At 63.7% G+C, this 16,702-nt stretch carries 18 protein-coding genes; 6 read left to right on the forward strand and 12 right to left on the reverse strand.

The features are described 5' to 3' along the window. The first annotated feature begins 18 nt into the window (after positions 1 to 18). The gene (locus tag OU419_RS12135; protein ID WP_254473028.1) at positions 19 to 1,692 is read left to right on the forward strand and encodes a ferrous iron transporter B; all 1,674 of its coding nucleotides are present in this window, start codon (positions 19 to 21) and stop codon (positions 1,690 to 1,692) included. After that, positions 1,692 to 2,531, forward strand: coding sequence for an NAD(+) diphosphatase (gene nudC / locus OU419_RS12140; protein ID WP_254473026.1), 840 nt, complete (start codon positions 1,692 to 1,694; stop codon positions 2,529 to 2,531). Before OU419_RS12135 ends, nudC begins: the two co-directional genes overlap by 1 nt. Before the next feature lie 7 nt (positions 2,532 to 2,538). On the opposite strand, the gene OU419_RS12145 is transcribed toward nudC, so the two are convergent. Further along, the gene (locus OU419_RS12145) at positions 2,539 to 3,318 is read right to left on the reverse strand and encodes a TSUP family transporter (RefSeq protein ID WP_254473024.1); all 780 of its coding nucleotides are present in this window, start codon (positions 3,316 to 3,318) and stop codon (positions 2,539 to 2,541) included. A 157-nt stretch (positions 3,319 to 3,475) separates the two neighbouring features. Between OU419_RS12145 and OU419_RS12150 the strand changes: the two genes are divergently transcribed. Next, on the forward strand, positions 3,476 to 4,120 hold the full coding sequence (locus OU419_RS12150; RefSeq protein WP_254473015.1) for a hypothetical protein: 645 nt from the start codon (positions 3,476 to 3,478) through the stop codon (positions 4,118 to 4,120). 62 nt (positions 4,121 to 4,182) lie between these two features. Here OU419_RS12150 and OU419_RS12155 read toward each other — a convergent pair whose 3' ends face one another. The 4 genes from OU419_RS12155 to OU419_RS12170 form a co-directional block, all read right to left on the reverse strand. After that, entirely contained in the window at positions 4,183 to 4,950 is a 768-nt protein-coding gene (locus tag OU419_RS12155) for an SDR family oxidoreductase (RefSeq protein ID WP_254473013.1), read from the reverse strand. 28 nt (positions 4,951 to 4,978) lie between these two features. After that, positions 4,979 to 6,046: a phosphotransferase family protein gene (locus OU419_RS12160; protein ID WP_254473011.1), complete on the reverse strand. Its 1,068-nt coding sequence runs from the start codon at positions 6,044 to 6,046 to the stop codon at positions 4,979 to 4,981. A 291-nt stretch (positions 6,047 to 6,337) separates the two neighbouring features. Then, complete coding sequence (locus OU419_RS12165) at positions 6,338 to 6,649, reverse strand: SCP2 sterol-binding domain-containing protein (protein ID WP_254473009.1); 312 nt, start codon at positions 6,647 to 6,649, stop codon at positions 6,338 to 6,340. 59 nt (positions 6,650 to 6,708) lie between these two features. Continuing rightward, a complete protein-coding gene (locus tag OU419_RS12170; protein ID WP_254473007.1) occupies positions 6,709 to 7,419 on the reverse strand; it encodes a histidine phosphatase family protein in 711 nt (236 codons plus the stop codon). A gap of 209 nt (positions 7,420 to 7,628) precedes the next feature. On the opposite strand from OU419_RS12170, the gene sohB reads away from it, so the two are divergent. Next, the gene (gene sohB, locus OU419_RS12175) at positions 7,629 to 8,663 is read left to right on the forward strand and encodes a protease SohB (protein WP_254473005.1); all 1,035 of its coding nucleotides are present in this window, start codon (positions 7,629 to 7,631) and stop codon (positions 8,661 to 8,663) included. A 52-nt stretch (positions 8,664 to 8,715) separates the two neighbouring features. Then, entirely contained in the window at positions 8,716 to 9,708 is a 993-nt protein-coding gene (locus tag OU419_RS12180) for a YhdH/YhfP family quinone oxidoreductase (protein ID WP_254473003.1), read from the forward strand. Positions 9,709 to 9,728: 20 nt separating this feature from the next. Here OU419_RS12180 and OU419_RS12185 read toward each other — a convergent pair whose 3' ends face one another. Together OU419_RS12185 and OU419_RS12190 are read right to left on the reverse strand one after the other, a co-directional pair. Continuing rightward, positions 9,729 to 10,583: an alpha/beta hydrolase family protein gene (locus OU419_RS12185; protein WP_254473001.1), complete on the reverse strand. Its 855-nt coding sequence runs from the start codon at positions 10,581 to 10,583 to the stop codon at positions 9,729 to 9,731. A 22-nt stretch (positions 10,584 to 10,605) separates the two neighbouring features. After that, on the reverse strand, positions 10,606 to 11,043 hold the full coding sequence (locus OU419_RS12190) for a hotdog fold domain-containing protein (RefSeq protein WP_254472999.1): 438 nt from the start codon (positions 11,041 to 11,043) through the stop codon (positions 10,606 to 10,608). A 123-nt stretch (positions 11,044 to 11,166) separates the two neighbouring features. Between OU419_RS12190 and OU419_RS12195 the strand changes: the two genes are divergently transcribed. Further along, entirely contained in the window at positions 11,167 to 11,745 is a 579-nt protein-coding gene (locus OU419_RS12195; protein WP_254472991.1) for a TetR/AcrR family transcriptional regulator, read from the forward strand. A 90-nt stretch (positions 11,746 to 11,835) separates the two neighbouring features. Here OU419_RS12195 and OU419_RS12200 read toward each other — a convergent pair whose 3' ends face one another. The 5 genes from OU419_RS12200 to OU419_RS12220 form a co-directional block, all read right to left on the reverse strand. Beyond that, positions 11,836 to 12,339: a DUF934 domain-containing protein gene (locus tag OU419_RS12200; protein ID WP_254472989.1), complete on the reverse strand. Its 504-nt coding sequence runs from the start codon at positions 12,337 to 12,339 to the stop codon at positions 11,836 to 11,838. Next, positions 12,323 to 13,981, reverse strand: a complete 1,659-nt coding sequence (locus OU419_RS12205; protein WP_254472986.1) for a nitrite/sulfite reductase — start codon at positions 13,979 to 13,981, stop codon at positions 12,323 to 12,325. Before OU419_RS12205 ends, OU419_RS12200 begins: the two co-directional genes overlap by 17 nt. 249 nt (positions 13,982 to 14,230) lie before the next feature. Further along, complete coding sequence (locus tag OU419_RS12210) at positions 14,231 to 14,725, reverse strand: PaaI family thioesterase (RefSeq protein ID WP_254472985.1); 495 nt, start codon at positions 14,723 to 14,725, stop codon at positions 14,231 to 14,233. Positions 14,726 to 15,015: 290 nt separating this feature from the next. Next, on the reverse strand, positions 15,016 to 15,234 hold the full coding sequence (locus OU419_RS12215) for a DUF2970 domain-containing protein (protein ID WP_254472983.1): 219 nt from the start codon (positions 15,232 to 15,234) through the stop codon (positions 15,016 to 15,018). Positions 15,235 to 15,264: 30 nt separating this feature from the next. Next, a complete protein-coding gene (locus OU419_RS12220) occupies positions 15,265 to 16,587 on the reverse strand; it encodes an MATE family efflux transporter (protein ID WP_254472981.1) in 1,323 nt (440 codons plus the stop codon). Between the last annotated feature and the right edge of the window lie 115 nt (positions 16,588 to 16,702).

The following is a 16,702-nucleotide window of genomic DNA, read 5'->3' on the forward strand; positions in this document are numbered from 1 at the left end:
AGGAGGCGCACTAGGCCGATGGTTACTGGAGCCACGTCCCTCAGTCTGGTTCGCGACGAGCTGTTCGCCACGATGGAGGAGGCCGAGCAGAATCTCGAGCACTTCATCGCTGAGCGCCAGAACGGTAGCCTGCTGCAGCATTCGGTCGAGTGCCTGAGCCAGATTCGCGGCACCCTCAATCTCATCGAGCTGGCGGGCGCCGAGCTGCTGGCCCAGGAAGCCCTGGACCTGGCTACCGACATTCCTGCCGGCGTCAGCGAGGACCGTGATGGTCAGTTGGCGGCCCTGGGCAATGCACTCTACGTGTTGCGCCGCTACCTCGAGAACCTCGAGGCGCATCGCCAGGAAATTCCGGAATTGCTGCTGCCGGCGATCAACGACGTACGCCAGGCCGCCGGGCAGCCGGCACTGCCGGAAAGCTTCTTCTTCAGTGCGCGGCTGGACCTGCCGCGCCCGCTGCGTGCCGTGACGGTGCCGCAGGTGGACGATCCCGCCCGCGAAGTCCGCCGTTTGCGGCAGATGTACCAGGTCGGCCTGCTGGGGCTGATCCGCGACCAGAATCTCTATCCCAGCCTGAAACTGATGAGCCGCGCCCTGGGCAAGCTCGATGTGCTGCTGGGCAGTGCCGCGCGAACCCGGCTGTGCTGGGTGGGCGCTGGCGCGCTGGAGGCTCTGGTGGATGCGCAGATGCTGCCGCGCAAGACCCGCAAGCAGGTCTTCGCCCGCCTGGACCGCGAGCTCAAGCAACTGATCGGCAACCCGCAGTACGAAGCTCCGCGCCAATTGCTCAAGGAACTGCTGTACCTCACCGCCCTGGCCGATACCAGCGGCCCGCGTGCCAGTGAACTGCGCCAGGTGTTCGGCCTGACGCCGCTGCCCTTCACCGATCACCTGCTCGAAGACGAGTCACAGCGGCTATCCGGCCCGGGGCAGTCGGTCATGCGCTCGCTGTCGGTGGCGATCCGCGAGGAACTGACCGCGGTGAAGGACCAGCTCGACCTGATCGAGCGCGGTGTGTCCCAGGCCGATGCACTGGGTATCCTGCATACCCAACTGGGCAAGCTGGCCAAGACCCTCGGCATGGTCGGCCTGAATTCCGCCTCCAATGTCTTGCAGCACCAGCATGGCGTCGTCGCTGGCTGGGCGGCCCAGGGCTCGGCCGACGACCGCAATGCGCTGAACGCCTTGGCGGACGCCTTGCTCTATGTCGAAAGCATGGTCAGCAATCTGGAGCGGGGCGAGCGCATGAACGCGCGTCCGGCGCCGCAGGGGGAGGACGAGTCCTTCGCCGTGCACCAGTTGGCCGAGGCCCGCATCGTGGTGATCGACGAGGCGCAGGCCGGGCTTGCCCTGGCCAAGCGGGCAATCACCGCGTACCTCGAATCCAATGGCGACAAGCTGCATCTGGCCAACGTACCCACCAGCCTGCAGGCGGTGCGTGGCGGCCTCTGGTTCCTCGGCCTCGAGCGCGCGGCTCTGCTGGTAGGCGCCTGTGCCGACTATATTCAACAGCAGATGATCGAAACGGCCCAGATGCCCTCCGAGCAGATGCTGGAAACCCTGGCGGATGCTCTTACCGGCCTGGAATACTATCTGGAAGGCGGAGCCATGATGCGCCCTGAAGGACAGCCCGACGTGCTGGACGTTGCCAGCGAGAGCGTCAAGGCGCTCGGACTGACGGTGGCTGCCTGATGCGTACCGGTCGCTGGGTATCCTCGATGTTCGAGGTGGCTGCCAATGGCGGTTGGGCGCTCGCCCATTGCCAGCAGCAATTCCTCGCCGATAGTAACGGCGTGCTGTTTCCCCGGGACTGGCTGAAGCGCCAGGACATCTCGGTGCTGTCCGAGCACGCTGTCGGCCATTTCGATGGCGAACCGGTATACCTGCTGGAAATCGACCGTCCCGATCCGCTGGATGGTGCCGGTTGGATCGGTCTGCGCCAGTTCATGATGCAGGCCGAGGAAGACATCTTCGCCATGCTCGGTTTCGCCAGCCAGATCGGTATCTGGTGGCGGCAGAACCGCTTCTGCGGCAGTTGTGGCCAGCCCAATCAGCGCATGCCGCGCGACCGTGCGATGCACTGCGAGGCATGTGGTATCCAGCGCTACCCGCTGTTGTCGCCGAGCATGATCGTGCTGGTGACCCGCGGCGACGAGTTGCTGCTGGCGCGTTCGCCGCGCTTCGTGCCGGACATGTACAGCACCTTGGCCGGCTTCGTCGAGCCCGGCGAGTCGGTAGAGCACTGCGTCGCCCGTGAGGTACGTGAAGAGGTCGGGGTGGAAATTGGCAATATCCGCTACATCGGCAGCCAACCGTGGCCGTTCCCGCACTCGCTGATGTTCGGCTATCACGCCGAGTACGTCAGCGGTGAGATTGTCCCGCAACCGGACGAAATTGAAGACGCGCGCTGGTTCCACATCGACGAGTTGCCGCGCCTGCCCGCAGAGCGCTCCATCGCTCGCTACCTGATCGAGCTGTACCTGGCGCGCCGTGCCGGACGGCCTGATCCGCAACTGCCTGGAAGCGTCTGAGTCGCCGTCAGGCCGCGTTGAACCAGTGCTGCCAGGCCAGGCGCACGGTTAGCGCAAGCACAACCAGGATGAACACCGGGCGGATGAATTTGGCCCCGCCGCCAATCGCTGTGCGTGCGCCGAAGTAGGCGCCGATCATCAGCGCGCTGCCCATGCACAGCCCCATCAGCCAGACCACCTGTCCCGAGGCGATGAACACCGCCAGCGCAACGATGTTGCTGACGAAGTTCATGCTGCGAGCCACGCCGCTGGCGCGCACCAGGTCCAGTGGGTACATCAGCAGCGTGCTGACGGTCCAGAATGCGCCGGTTCCCGGGCCGGCGACACCGTCATAGAAGCCCAGGCCAAGGCCCTGTGGCCATTGGCGGCGCTGGGCGATGCGCGGGTTGGCGTCCAGCGGTGCCTCGGGTGTCTTGCCCAGCAGCAGGTACAGGCCACAACCGAATACCACCACCGGCAACATGCGGTTCAGCCATTCGGCCGGCATCAAGTGTGCCGCCCAGGCGCCCAGTGCCGCACCGATGGCGGTTGCCAGCAGCCCATTGCGCCATTTGCGCGGTTCGAACAGCTTGCGCCGGTAGAAGGTGTGGCTGGCCACGGCGGCGCCGAAGGTGGAGCTCAGCTTGTTGGTGCCCAGCGCCAGGTGCGGCGGCACGCCGGCCGTGAGCAGGGCGGGAATGGTCAGGAGGCCGCCGCCGCCGGCGATGGCGTCGATGAAGCCGGCCAGGAAGGCCACGCCCGCGAGGATGAGGAGGGTGCTGGGGTCTACGACGAGTTCGAAGGGCATGGTGTTCGCCTTGATCGGGGGCCCGTTGCGCCACTCCCTTGTAAGGCGTGGGCGGAAGGAAAACGTTAACGGACCCGAAAGCTGCAACGGTCTGGCTGGCCGTGCAGGTACGCGGTGCGCATAATGCCGGCAATTCTACGTGGAAGGAAATCATTCGATGCAGTACGACGGTCTGGCCTGGGTCGTTGCCTTCGTGGCGCTGCTGGCCCTGCTGGTGGCGGCGCGCATTCTGTTCGATCGTCACTGGTTTCTCGGCTGGCTGCGTGGCATGACGGGTATCGTCTTCATCGCCCTTGCCGTGCTGGTCGGCCTGGTGGCCTGGGACCTGCGCAGCTACGATCCGCTGCCCCAGGAGCGGCCCTTGGCCACGCTCAGCTTCAAGCAATTGAGCCCGCAGAGCTTCGAGGTGACGTTGCTGGAGGGGGACCGCGAGCGCCATGTGGAACTGGCCGGCGATCTCTGGCAACTGGATGCGCGAGTGCTGGAGTGGAAAGGGCTGGCCCGGTTGATCGGCCTGGTGCCGGGGTATCGCCTGCAGGACCTCAGTGGCCGCTTCCTGGCGGTGGAGCAGCAGGCGCAGGGGCGCAAGGTGCCGCTGGCCGGGGATGTCTTTGGCGTCGATCTGTGGCACTGGCTACGCGATGGCCAGCACGACCTGCTTACCTTCGCCCCCAAGGCTGGACGAGTGAATTACCTGCCGACTGCCGACCAGGCTGTATTTGCGGTGCGCTATGGGCCGGGTGGGTTGACCGCCGAGCCGATGAACGCGATGGCGACGCAAGCCCTGAAAGACTGGCAATAAGGGCAGGCGAGCCAATGAAAAAGGGAGCCGACGGGCTCCCTTTTTTAGGTCTGCGATCAGCCTCAGGCGAGGAATCCGCCATCGACGTTCAGCGTCACGCCAGTCGTGTAGCTGGACGCATCGCTGGCGAGGTACAGCACGGCGCCGGCCATTTCGCTGGGATCGGCTACGCGCTTGAGCGGAATGCGCTGCAGGGCGACGTTGCGGATGGCGTCGTTGCTCACCAGTGCCGAGGCGAACTTGGTGTCGGTCAGGCCCGGCAGCAGGGCGTTGCAGCGGATGCCGAACTGCGCGCATTCCTTGGCGAATACCTTGGTCATGCTGATCACCGCGGCCTTGGTCACCGAGTAGATGCCCTGGAACTCGCCCGGGGTGACACCGTTGACCGACGCGACGTTGATGATGCTGCCGCCGCCGTTGGCTTTCATCAGCTTGCCGCCTTCGATGGACATGAAGTAGTAACCGCGGATGTTCACGTCGACGGTCTTCTGGAAGGCCGACAGGTCGGTGTCCAGCACGTTGCAGAACTGTGGGTTGGTGGCGGCATTGTTGACCAGGATGTCGAGGCGGCCGAACTGCTCGCGGATCTGCGCGAAGACGCTCTGGATCTGCTCCATTTCACCGATGTGGCAGGCGATGGCGGTGGCCTTGCCGCCGGCGGCGACGATTTCGTCAGCGACTGCCTGGCAGCCGTCGATCTTGCGGCTGGACACGATCACGTGAGCGCCCTGCTGGGCCAGTAGCTTGGCGATGGCTTCGCCGATGCCGCGGCTGGCGCCGGAAACGAAGGCGATCTTGCCGTCGAGGTCGAACAGTTGGGTCTTGGACATGGGAGGGCTCCTTGTTATTGAGCACGCCTTACAGGCGGGACTTGCCGATGACCTGCAGGCTTACTTGTTCCAGCAGCTTGTTGGCGTGAATGAAGGTGGCGAAGCGCTTGTCCTGGGTCTGGCCGTGGAAGAAGCGGTAGTAGATCTGCTGCATGATGCCGGCCAGGCGGAACATGCCGTAGGTGTAGTAGTAATCGAGGTTGTCGATCTGGATGCCGGCACGCTCGGCGTAGTAGTCGGCGAACTGCTGGCGGGTCAGCATGCCCGGCTCGTGGCTGGGCTGACGGCGCAGCATCTGCATCGGCTGCGGATCGTCGGCCTGAATCCAGTAGGCGAGGGTATTGCCCAGGTCCATCAGCGGGTCGCCGATCGTCGTCATTTCCCAGTCGAGCACGCCGATGATCTGCATCGGGTTGTTCGGGTCGAGGATGACGTTGTCGAAGCGGTAGTCGTTGTGGACGATGCCTGGCTTGTGGTGGTCGGCAGGCATTTTCTCGCGCAGCCACACCTTCACTTGTTCCCAGGCCGGTGCGTCGGGGGTCAGGGACTTCTCGTAGCGGTCGATCCAGCCGCCGATCTGGCGCTGGACGTAGCCCTCGGGCTTGCCCAGGTCGCCCAGGCCGCAGGCGTTGTAGTCGACGTTGTGCAGATCGACGAACTTGTCGATGAAGCTCTTGCACAGTGCTGTGGTCTGCCCGGCATCGAAGTTCAGCTCCTTGGGCAGGTCGCTGCGCAGGATGATGCCGTTGACCCGCTCCATGACATAGAACTCGGCGCCGATCACCGATTCGTCAGTGCAATAGGTGTACGCCTTGGGGCAGTAGGGGAAGCCATCCTTGAGCTGGTTCAGGATGCGGTATTCGCGGCCCATGTCGTGAGCCGACTTGGCTTTCTTGCCGAACGGCGGGCGGCGCAGGACCAGTTCCTGGTTATCGTACTGGATCAGGTAGGTCAGGTTCGAGGCGCCGCCGGGGAACTGGCTGATGCGCGGCGTGCCTTGCAGTCCGGGAATGTGGTCCTTGAGATAACCGTCGATCACGGCGGCATCGAGTTCTTCACCTTCGCGGGAGCGGATGGTCTGGTCGGTCAACGACATGCTGGTCCCTTCTTGTACTGGTCTTCCCCGGCGGGCCCAAGGCTCCGCGCGAGGTGGCGCGCAGGCCGGCGTCGTTCTCTCTCCGGATCAGGCAGAGCAATGATGGCGCCGGGTGATCATTGGCTAATCTAATGTCCGAGCCTGCCTGTCACAAGCGCGCCGGGACGTTATTGGCGAGCGTGTTGGCCCCCGATCAAACTGCCTGATTCGCGGGCTTGCGCTTGTGCGGGCATAAAAAAACCGGAGCCTGAGACTCCGGTTTTTCATGCTGCGTAGGCAGGTATCCGCGGATCAGACCGGGAACAGTTCGCCCAGCTTCATGGCCAGCATCATGTCGCCTTCGGCGCGCAGCTTGCCAGCCATGAAAGCTTGCATGCCGTCGGTTTCGCCGCTGGTGATGCCTTTGAGGGTTTCGCTGTCCATGATCAGGGTGACGTTCGGGTTGGCGGCATCGCCCTGTACCACTTCGCAGGTGCCGTCCTTGACGACCAGATAGTGGTTGTCACCGTCTTCGATGTTGAACTGGAACACCAGGTCCAGGCCGGCGGCGGCGCTGGCGTTGAACTTGCTCTTCATGGTGGAAACGATGTCAGCAACGCTCATGGTTCTATTCCTTTTCTAGGTTTTCTCGCGCGACGCTCAAGGTCGCAGTAGGCCGGTACTCAGCGATAGGTGATGAGTTCCGGCGCCTTCAACAGCTCCAGGTGCACGTGGCTGTTGAAGGAAGCCAGGGCTACTTCGCTACCGCGGAACTTCAGGCGGTTCAGCGAAGTGTTGACGATCTGCCAGTTGAGTTCGAAGGCGTTCAGCGGCGGGATGCCAGTCACCAGTTGCAGCAATGCGGTGATGGTGCCGCCAGAGGTGAATACGCCGATGCTGTCCTTGCCGCTGGCCTCTTGCAGCAGGCGCTGCAGGCCAGCGTGTACGGTGTCGAGGAATTCTGCCCAACTGATCAGCCCGTCCTTCGCATGGTCGCCGGAAACCCAGCGGGCGATCACCGTGGAGAACAGGCGCTGGAACTCGGCGCGATGGTCGGCGGCGTTGCGCATGATGTGCAGTGCCTGCGGCTCGATTTCCAGCAGGTCGGGCAGGTGTGCGCGGATCACTGCGTCGGCTTCGAATTCATTGAAGGCGGAATCGATTTCCAGCGAGGGAGTCTCGATGCCTGCTTCGTTCAGCCGGCCCAGCACCGATTCGGCGGTATGGCGCTGGCGACGCAGATCGCCGCTGACGCAGCGGTCGAAGCGCAGGCCCAGCCCGGCGAGGTGATCGCCGAGGACTTCGGCTTGGCGCACGCCGGTGGGCGAGAGCACGTCGTAGTCGTCGGCGCCGAACGAAGCCTGGCCATGTCGAATCAGATAGATGCTTCCCACGCGCGGTTCTCGGCAGGGCTGAAAGTTCCGGCGAGGTTATGAGGATCACCTGGGGCTGTCAACGAAAAAACATACGCTTGTTTGAATGCCATTCGTTTGACTGATACAGGGCTTTGCCGGCGCTGGTGGCTGGCCGGCGGCGTGGGTATGCTTGCGGGATTCGGTGCGCCCGGTGCCTGGGCGGGACAGTGTTGCAAAAGGGGAAGTATGTGGAGTTTCTAGCGGATTACGCGGGTTTTCTGGCGAGGACCTTCACCGTCCTGGTGGCGGTGGTGGTGATCCTGGTCGTGATCGCTGCGCTGCGCGGTCGCGGTCGTCGCGGTGGCAGTGGGCACCTGGAGGTACACAAGCTCAACGATTTCTACAAGGAACTACGCGAGCGCCTGCAGCACAGCGTGCTGGAGAAGGACAAACTGAAGTCCCTGCGCAAGTCCGAGGCGAAGGCCGCAAAGAATGCGAAGAAGGCCAAGAAGGGCGGCGAGCAGAAGAACCGTGTCTATGTGCTGGACTTCGACGGTGACATTAAAGCCTCGGCCACCGAGCAACTGCGCCATGAGGTAACCGCGCTGCTCAGCCTCGCCACCCCGCGCGACGAAGTGGTGCTGCGTCTGGAGAGCGGTGGCGGCATGGTGCACGGCTACGGCCTGGCAGCTTCACAACTGGCGCGCATCCGCCAGGCGGGCGTGCCGCTGACGGTGTGCGTCGACAAGGTCGCCGCCAGCGGCGGCTACATGATGGCCTGCATCGGCGAGCGGATTCTCTCCGCGCCCTTCGCTATCCTCGGCTCCATCGGCGTGGTGGCGCAGTTGCCGAACGTCCATCGCCTGTTGAAGAAACACGATATCGATTTCGAAGTGCTCACCGCCGGCGAGTACAAGCGCACCCTGACCGTCTTCGGCGAGAACACCGACAAGGGGCGGGAGAAGTTCCAGGAAGACCTGGAAACCACCCACGAGCTGTTCAAGCGCTTCGTCGTGCACTACCGCCCGCAACTGGCCATCGATGAGATCGCCACCGGTGAGGTGTGGCTGGGGCAGGCGGCGCTGGGCAAGAAACTGGTGGACGAGCTCAAGACCAGCGACGAATACCTGGCCGAACGCGCCCGCGAAGCGGATGTCTACCAGCTCAGCTATGTACAGAAGAAATCCATCCAGGAGCGCTTCGGCGTGGGTGTCAGCAGCGTGATCGATCGCGTGCTGGTGACATGGTGGGAGCGCCTGGGGCGCAGCCGTTTCTGGCAATGAATCCAGCGGGCGCGGGAGTGCGCCCGTCAGACTATCGAACGAGGAGGGCGAGATGAGTGCATTCAAGGCGTTGTGGGTCACGGAAAGCGCGCATGGCGTGTACGACCTGCAGGTGACCGAGCGGCAGGTCGCCGATCTGCCTGCGGGCGAAGTGCTGGTGCGAGTGAAGTATTCCTCGCTGAACTACAAGGATGCGCTGTCCGCCAGCGGTAACCGCGGGGTGACTCGCAAGTACCCGCACACTCCCGGCATCGACGCCGCTGGCGTGGTGGAAGAGTCCTCCGCGTCGGAGTTCGCGCCGGGCGATGAAGTGATCGTCACCGGTTACGACCTGGGCATGAACACCCCGGGTGGTTTCGGCCAGTACATCCGCGTTCCGGCGGCCTGGCTGATCAAACGCCCACAGGGGCTTTCGCTGCGTGAATCGATGATTCTCGGTACTGCCGGCCTGACTGCCGCGCTGTGCGTCGATAAGCTCGAACGTGCCGGCCTGACGCCGTCCGCCGGCCCTATCCTGGTCACTGGTGCCACTGGCGGCGTGGGTAGCATTGCGGTGATGCTGCTGGCGCAACTGGGCTATACCGTGGCGGCCGCCACCGGCAAGCTGGAACAGGCGGAGCTGCTCAATCGTCTCGGCGCACGGCAGATTCTCGACCGCGCCACCGTTTCCGATGGCGTCGACAAGCCGCTGCTGCGCGAGCAGTGGGCCGGCGCGGTAGACACCGTGGGCGGCGATATCCTGTTCAACGTGGTCAAGTCGCTGCAGTACGGCGGCAGTGTCGCCTGCTGCGGCCTGACCGCCGGTGCGGCGTTCAAGGCTACGGTGCTGCCGTTCATCCTGCGTGGCGTGAACCTGCTGGGCGTGGACTCGGTGGAGCTGCCGCTGGTGGTCAAGGCATCCATGTGGGACAAGCTGTCCTTGCAGTGGAAGCTCGACAACCTCGAAGCGGCAGTCCGCGAAGTCTCCCTCGACGATCTCCCGGCCGCCATCCACCAGATTCTCGCCGGCAAGCTGGTCGGCCGGGTACTGGTGAAGCTGGACTGACCCTCCTGCCGGACCTGGGATCAGCCCAGGTCCGGCAACAGGTAGTCCGCCCATAGCGAATCGGCGAACTGGCTGCGGAAAAACCCGAAGTGGCCGATGCGCTTCACGCCGATATCCTGTGGAGCGATCCGTTTCACGGTCTTCGTCGCGCCACGGTAGAAACCGTGAAGCGATTCGGTATTGCGGCCCGACATCATTTCATCGTCAGTGAACGAGATCGACGTGATCGGGGTACGTATGGCCGAGTAAGCTTCGCGCACCTCGGCCCCTTCCACGCCCACCGAGTATTCCGGGTGTAGGCACCAGCGACGCCATTGCTGGATCACGCCGCGTGGCAGGTCGCCCACGACGCCGATTCTGCCGCCGGGGAAGTAACCGGTCAGTGGCGTAAGCGTTGGTGCCAGGCAATACCAGAGCAGCCATGCCTTGTGCCGCAGCGACTTGGTGTTTTCGCGCCAGTAGCCACTGCCGGTAGCGATGGTGAAGGCGCGATGGATGCGTTCGCTGCCACGGACGAAGGGCAGGATCTGGCCGCCCAGGCTATGGCCGATCCAGTACACCGGGAGTTCTCCGGCGGTTTCCACCGCTGCGTCGAGCATGGCACTGCAGTCATGGCGGCCCCAACTGATGATGTCCACATCGAGATCGCGAAGCGGACCGCTGCGCGACAAGCCCATGCCAACGTAGTCGAACGTCACGGTCAGGTAGCCGCGCTCGGCGAGCCAGCGGGCGAAGGCGGCGTAGAAGCGCTGCTCGACGCCCATGGCCGGGACGACCAGGACGACACCGCGGGCGGCTCCCTGCGGGTAGTACCAATGGCTGGAAAGGGTGTGCCCGTTGCCGTTGTGGAGCGGGCGAGGGAGCGGGGTGGTCATGGCTGACTCCATAGAAACCGCATCAGGCCTGGCTGACGTACATGGTGATTTCCGCACGGAACACCGGCTTGTCGTCGACATAGGCGACCACCGGAACCTTGATGTCGCCTTCGGCATTCCAGTCCACCGAGCTGCCATCGGCGACGGCGCGGACGTCGCCGGTTGCCTTGGCCAGGTATTCCACCGTCATGCCGCGCGGAATCCAGCGTCGGCCAGCGGGAATGGATACGTCGGTCACGGTACCGGCGGCCAGTTCGGCGGCATTGCACAGGGCGATGGCATGTACGGTGCCGATATGATTGAGCACTTCGCGACGCTTGGGGAAGGTGACTTCCGCATAGCCCGGGCGCAGTTCGATGAACTGCGGAGCGATACTGGAGAAATAAGGAGCGATCTGGCCGATCATGGCGCTGAACTGCGCCGGGCCTACCTGCTGGTACATCTGCATCATCTGACTCATGGTGACTCCGTGGCGGAAGATTGAAGATGGATGCGCGCCCAGGCAGTATACAAATACTAGAATTTTATTCTAGAAGAATATTCTAGAATTCTCTTCGATCAGGTTTCCCCCGACAGGAACTCTATGGCTCGACCTTCACGCAAAGACGACATCCTTCAGGCCGCGCTGGCCTGCTTCAGCGAATCGGGGGTGGATGCCACCACCATCGAGATGATTCGCGACCGCTCCGGCGCCAGCATCGGCAGCCTCTACCACCACTACGGCAACAAGGAGCGCATCATCGGTGCTCTCTATCTCGAAGGTGTCGGGCAGTATGCCGCCCTGCTTGACGAAGGCCTGCAGCAGGCGCAGGGAGCCGAGACCGTGGTGAAGCTGTTCGTCACTTGCTACATCGACTGGGTATCGGCCAACCCGGATTGGGCTCGGTTCATTCTGCACAGCCGTGGGCGGGTCGAGGCAGGTGAGGTCGGTGAAGCGTTGCGCGAGGCCAATCGGCAGCAGGGCCGACGGATTGCCGAGTTGCTGGCCGAATATCGCAAGGCGGGTGCCTTCAAGAATCTGGCGCCCGAGTTGTTCAATTCGGTCGTAATCGGCCCTGCGCAGGATTACGCGCGCAACTGGCTGGCGGGACGCACGCGAGTCGATCTGATCGATTGCCGGGAGCAATTGGCGCAGATCGCCTGGGACAGCGTGCGTGCCTGAAGGACTCGTGAGAAATCTCCGTCTGCCCGATGAATCAGTGGCGCAAATGAAAGAGCCCCGCATATGCGGGGCTCTTTCATGTCGGTCGGATCAGGCGAGCTGGCGGCGGCGGAACAACGGCAGGGGCTGGGTAACCGAGGTCTGATAGACCTCGGAGAAGTCGTTCAGGCTGGCCAGCGCGTCGTGAGGATCGCGGTCCGCTCGGATCGCGTAGGCATCGAAGCCGCAGCTCTGCATGAAGAACAACTGGTCGCGAAGCACGTCGCCGATGGCGCGCACTTCGCCCTTATAGCCGAAGCGCTCGCGCAGCAGGCGGGCAGTGCTGAAACCACGGCCATCTGTAAAGGCCGGGAAGTTCACGGCGATTACCTTGAGCTCGTCCAGGTCGTCGGCAATGGCTTCAGGTTCTTCATCGGCGTCCAGCCAGACGCCGATGCCGCCGTCACGACCACGCAGTGCGGGGCCATGCTCCAGCCATAGTGCCAGCGGGATGATCACGTCGTCGCTGTTGGGCACGCTTTCCAGGGTCGCGTCCTTGGGCAGCAGGTGCCAGCGGTCGTCGACCACCTCGCGGTTTTTAATGATTCGCTGCATATACGCGCTCCTTGAAGAGATCGATGCCGATGCGACGGTAGGTATCGAGGAAGCGTTCCTCTTCGGTGCGCTGTTCCACGTAGACGTTGATGATCTTCTCGATTACGTCGGCCATCTGCTCCTGGGCGAACGAGGGGCCGAGAATCTGTGCCAGGCTGGCGTCTCGGCCGGCGCTGCCGCCGAGAGACACCTGGTAGAACTCCTCACCCTTCTTGTCTACGCCAAGGATGCCGATGTGGCCGACGTGGTGATGGCCGCAGGCGTTCATGCAGCCGGAGATATTCAGGTCGAGGTCTCCGATGTCGAACAGGTAGTCCAGGTCGTCGAAGCGGCGCTGGATGGCTTCGGCCACCGGGATCGACTTGGCGTTGGCCAGGGAGCAGAAGTCGCCGCCCGGGCAGCAGATGATGTCGGTCAGCAGGCCCACGTTGGGGGTGGCGAAGCCGTTCTCGCGCAGTTCGCCCCAGAGCGCGAACAACTGCGACTGCTCGACGTCGGCGAGGATGATGTTCTGGTTATGGCTGTTGCGTACTTCGCCGAAGCTGTAGCGATCGGCCAGGTCGGCGACGGCGTCCAACTGCTTGTCGGTGATGTCGCCGGGTGCCATGCCTGTGGGCTTGAGCGACAGCGTCACGGCAACATAGCCGGGTTTCTTGTGGGCGAAGGTATTGCGGGCACGCCAGCGGGCGAAGCCGGGATGCTCGGCGTCGAGCTGGGCCAGGGCAGTGTCCTGATCTTCCAGGGTTTGGTAGGCCGGGTCGACGAAGTGTGCGGCCACGCGCTGCAGTTCGGCTTCGGTCAGGGTGCTCGGGCCGTCCTTCAGGTGTGCCCACTCGGCGTCGACCTTCTGGGCGAAGACTTCCGGAGTCAGTGCCTTGACCAGAATCTTGATGCGCGCCTTGTACTTATTGTCCCGACGGCCATAGCGGTTGTACACGCGCAGGATGGCGTCGAGGTAAGACAGCAGGTGCTGCCACGGCAGGAATTCATTGATGAAGCTGCCGACGATCGGGGTACGGCCCAGGCCGCCGCCGACGGAGACACGGAAGCCCAGCTCGCCGGCTTCGTTCTTCACCGCTTCCAGGCCGATATCGTGCACCTCGATGGCGGCGCGGTCGCTTACTGCGCCGTTGACAGCGATCTTGAACTTGCGCGGCAGGTGGGCGAATTCGGGATGGAAGGTCGACCACTGGCGGATGATCTCGCACCAGGGGCGAGGGTCGACGAGCTCGTCGCGGGCAACGCCGGCGAACTGATCGGTGGTGGTGTTGCGGATGCAGTTGCCGCTGGTCTGGATCGCGTGCATCTGCACGGTGGCCAGTTCGGCGAGGATTTCCGGCACGTCTTCCAGTTCCGGCCAGTTGTACTGGACGTTCTGGCGGGTACTGATATGCGCGTAGCCCTTGTCATAGTCGCGGGCGATCTGCGCCAGCTTGCGCACCTGCCGGGACGACAGCAGGCCATAGGGCACGGCGACGCGCAGCATGGGCGCATAGCGCTGGATGTACAGGCCATTCTGCAGACGCAGCGGGCGGAATTCCTCGCCGGTCAGTTCGCCCGCCAGGTAGCGGCGGGTCTGATCGCGGAACTGCTTGACGCGATCTTCTACGATCCTCTGATCGTATTCGTCATATACGTACATGAATCATCCTGCTGTCAGGCTATAGCGCTCAGGCGTACTGCGTATCCCAGCGCGCACGGCAACGCGCTCCACGCGGAGTGGGGCGCACGATACCAGTTAGGGAATATGCGTAAAAGTGATGTTTGAGTATATGGCGAGAACTTTTCGATCTATGTGGCGCTGCCGCTGAAACGCAGGCAGGCCGGGAGGTTGCGCTGCGCTTGTCGTTCGCTCGCGCGCCGGCGCAATTGGTCGGCGCGCTGCCATGAGTCAGGCGTCGCGGCCGTGGGCTGCATCGCGCAACTGGGAGGTGTCGACGCGCACGAAGATCGAGTCGCCCACACAGGTGAGCACGTCGCCGGCATAGACCTCGCATATGATCCGGCTCTTGCGCCCGACCTCGCCTTCGACATGGGCCTTGAGCGTCAGTGGGACGCCCATCGGGGTCGGCTTGATGTATTTGATGCCCAGGTTGCCGGTGACGCAGTCGATGCGCGGCAGGCTACCCGGCTCGCGGCCTTCGGCACGGTAGTGGTAGGCCATCGCCGTCCAGTTCGAATGGCAGTCGACCAGCATGGCGATCAGCCCGCCGTAGACCAGCTCCGGCCAGCCGCAGTACTTGGCCTCGGGAAGGTGTTCGGCAACCACGTGAATACCGTCTTCGTGCCAGCGGCTCTTTATGTGCAGGCCGTGCGGGTTACTGCCGCCGCAGCCATAGCAGACGCCTTCCGGCGCGACGGTGTCTTGCAGGGATACCACATCCATCGTTCGTTCCTTGTACCTGTCGAACACGCAGCCTAACGATTTTTGCCGCGTGACGGGAGTAGCGGGGCGGGCGGAGCTGGTCTTAACTCTCCGTGCAGTCCTGCGCAAAACAACTAGAAGAAGGGGGAAGCATGAGCGAAGAGTCGAGCAATGATCGCGACAGCATCGTCGATGCGCGCGCAGCGTTCGTCCTGATCCTGCTGGTGGTCGCCACCGCGGTGTTCTGGGTCAGCCACCAGTGATGCGAATGCCGTGGCGGGTCGCATGGCGGCCCGCCCGGTTTCCTGCGTTCAGACACCCGCCAGGTGCAGAACCAGTTGCACCAGCCCGTACAGCAGCAGTACGAACACCAGCGTGAACAGTATGCCCAGGGCGATGAAGTGGCTGGCCTTGCCCTGGCTGAAGTCGCGTGCGCGGTTCTTGCCGCTCTGCACGCCGAAGGCGGCGGCCAGCACGCTGTGCAGCATCTGCCAGAAGGTTGGCGGCCTGTTCTGCGGATCGTCGGTCATGATGCACCTCCTTTGCCTGAAGCCTAGCTCTCAGAGTTCGATCTGTGTCCACTGACGCTTCTGCCACATCATTGCGAATATTGCCGATGCCAGGCCGCGCTGCAGGATCTGCATGCTCCAGATCGCCAGCAACCCGCCGCCGAGCACCGGGCCGACCAGGTACGCCAAAGGCAGGAAGAACAGCCACTGGTTGCCCAGGCTGACGGCCATCACCGTGCGCGTGGCACCAGCACCGAGCAGGGCCTGGGTGAGCACCAGTGCCGTGGCATCGATCACCATGCCAAGCCCGGTCAGCGTCAGCGGCAGGCGGCCTAGCTCGATCAGCGTCGGATCGCTGACGAACAGCCGCAATATCGCCTCGGGGAACAGCCAGAACGGCGCCCCCAGCAGCGCCAGGCCGCAGGCCGCCACCTTCACCACGTCCCAGCCCCAGCGGTGCGCGCTGTCGAAATCGCGTTCGCCCATGCTCTGGCTTACCAGTGTGGTTGCCGCCATGCCCAGTCCGACACCGGGCAGGATCAGGAACAGTGCCAGGTTGATCAGCACATGGGCCACCGCCAGCTCACGGGTGCCGACCTGGGCGATGATCCAGAACAGCAAGGTGATTCCGGCGGCGAAGAAGAACTGCTGCAGCGAGTTGGGCAGCGAGAGGCGCAGCATCACGCGGATATCCCGCTCGCTCGGAAGGTGGGCCTGCAGACCCTGGGCACGGGCGTCGCGCCAGGTGATCCAGGCGTAGATCAGCGAACCCAGGTAAAGCGCCAGCGTTGTGCCCAGCCCGCTGCCGACCGCGCCCATGCGCGGCAGGCCGAACAGGCCGTGAATCAGGCTGTAGCTGATCGCTGCATTCGCCAGGTGCATCACCACCAGCGTGCGCATGTACATGCCCGAGCGCCGCGTGCCGTTCCAGTATCCGCGGAAGGAGAAATTCAGGCCCACGGCCAGTACCGATAGCGCGCGCCATTCGAAGTAGGGGGTGCCGATGGCCAGTACGTCGGGGTCGTTGGACAGCGCCCGGACAATGGGCTCGGCGAACAGCAGGCAAATCAGCGTGATCGGCAACGACAGCCCCAGCGCCACCAGCAGGCCGCAGTTGAGCGGAGCGGCGACGTCGTCTCGGCCTTCGCCGCGTCGCCGTGCCACCAGCGCCTGTACGCCGGCGCCGAGGCCCATTACGAGGGAAATGGCGACGAAATTGGCGTAGCTGCCGATGCCGACCCCGGCCAGCGATTTCTCGCCCAGGTGGCCGACCATTGCGGCATCCACCAGGTTGAGCAGGCTCTGGCTGACCATGCCGCCGATGATGGGCAGCCCCAGGGTAAGAATGTTGAGGAACCGCTGGCGCTCTAGCATGGCGTCTCTGGGCAAATAATCTTCCGGCCTGTTTGGAAATCCGGCGTGCCCATGCCGGTCGGGCGACGCTGACTGCAAGCCTAGCGCAAGGCGGGTTCCGGTGCCTCCTGGCCGT

This window comes from Pseudomonas triclosanedens (assembly GCF_026686735.1).
GTDB classification, from domain to species: Bacteria; Pseudomonadota; Gammaproteobacteria; order Pseudomonadales; family Pseudomonadaceae; genus Pseudomonas; species Pseudomonas triclosanedens.

Coding starts and splice junctions, on each gene's coding strand:
- OU419_RS12135 (WP_254473028.1), top strand. CDS start 19: ATGGTTACTGGAGCCACGTCCCTCAGTCTGGTTCGCGACGAGCTGTTC.
- nudC (WP_254473026.1), top strand. CDS start 1,692: ATGCGTACCGGTCGCTGGGTATCCTCGATGTTCGAGGTGGCTGCCAAT.
- OU419_RS12145 (WP_254473024.1), bottom strand. CDS start 3,318: ATGCCCTTCGAACTCGTCGTAGACCCCAGCACCCTCCTCATCCTCGCG.
- OU419_RS12150 (WP_254473015.1), top strand. CDS start 3,476: ATGCAGTACGACGGTCTGGCCTGGGTCGTTGCCTTCGTGGCGCTGCTG.
- OU419_RS12155 (WP_254473013.1), bottom strand. CDS start 4,950: ATGTCCAAGACCCAACTGTTCGACCTCGACGGCAAGATCGCCTTCGTT.
- OU419_RS12160 (WP_254473011.1), bottom strand. CDS start 6,046: ATGTCGTTGACCGACCAGACCATCCGCTCCCGCGAAGGTGAAGAACTC.
- OU419_RS12165 (WP_254473009.1), bottom strand. CDS start 6,649: ATGAGCGTTGCTGACATCGTTTCCACCATGAAGAGCAAGTTCAACGCC.
- OU419_RS12180 (WP_254473003.1), top strand. CDS start 8,716: ATGAGTGCATTCAAGGCGTTGTGGGTCACGGAAAGCGCGCATGGCGTG.
- OU419_RS12185 (WP_254473001.1), bottom strand. CDS start 10,583: ATGACCACCCCGCTCCCTCGCCCGCTCCACAACGGCAACGGGCACACC.
- OU419_RS12190 (WP_254472999.1), bottom strand. CDS start 11,043: ATGAGTCAGATGATGCAGATGTACCAGCAGGTAGGCCCGGCGCAGTTC.
- OU419_RS12195 (WP_254472991.1), top strand. CDS start 11,167: ATGGCTCGACCTTCACGCAAAGACGACATCCTTCAGGCCGCGCTGGCC.
- OU419_RS12200 (WP_254472989.1), bottom strand. CDS start 12,339: ATGCAGCGAATCATTAAAAACCGCGAGGTGGTCGACGACCGCTGGCAC.
- OU419_RS12205 (WP_254472986.1), bottom strand. CDS start 13,981: ATGTACGTATATGACGAATACGATCAGAGGATCGTAGAAGATCGCGTC.
- OU419_RS12210 (WP_254472985.1), bottom strand. CDS start 14,725: ATGGATGTGGTATCCCTGCAAGACACCGTCGCGCCGGAAGGCGTCTGC.
- OU419_RS12215 (WP_254472983.1), bottom strand. CDS start 15,234: ATGACCGACGATCCGCAGAACAGGCCGCCAACCTTCTGGCAGATGCTG.
- OU419_RS12220 (WP_254472981.1), bottom strand. CDS start 16,587: ATGCTAGAGCGCCAGCGGTTCCTCAACATTCTTACCCTGGGGCTGCCC.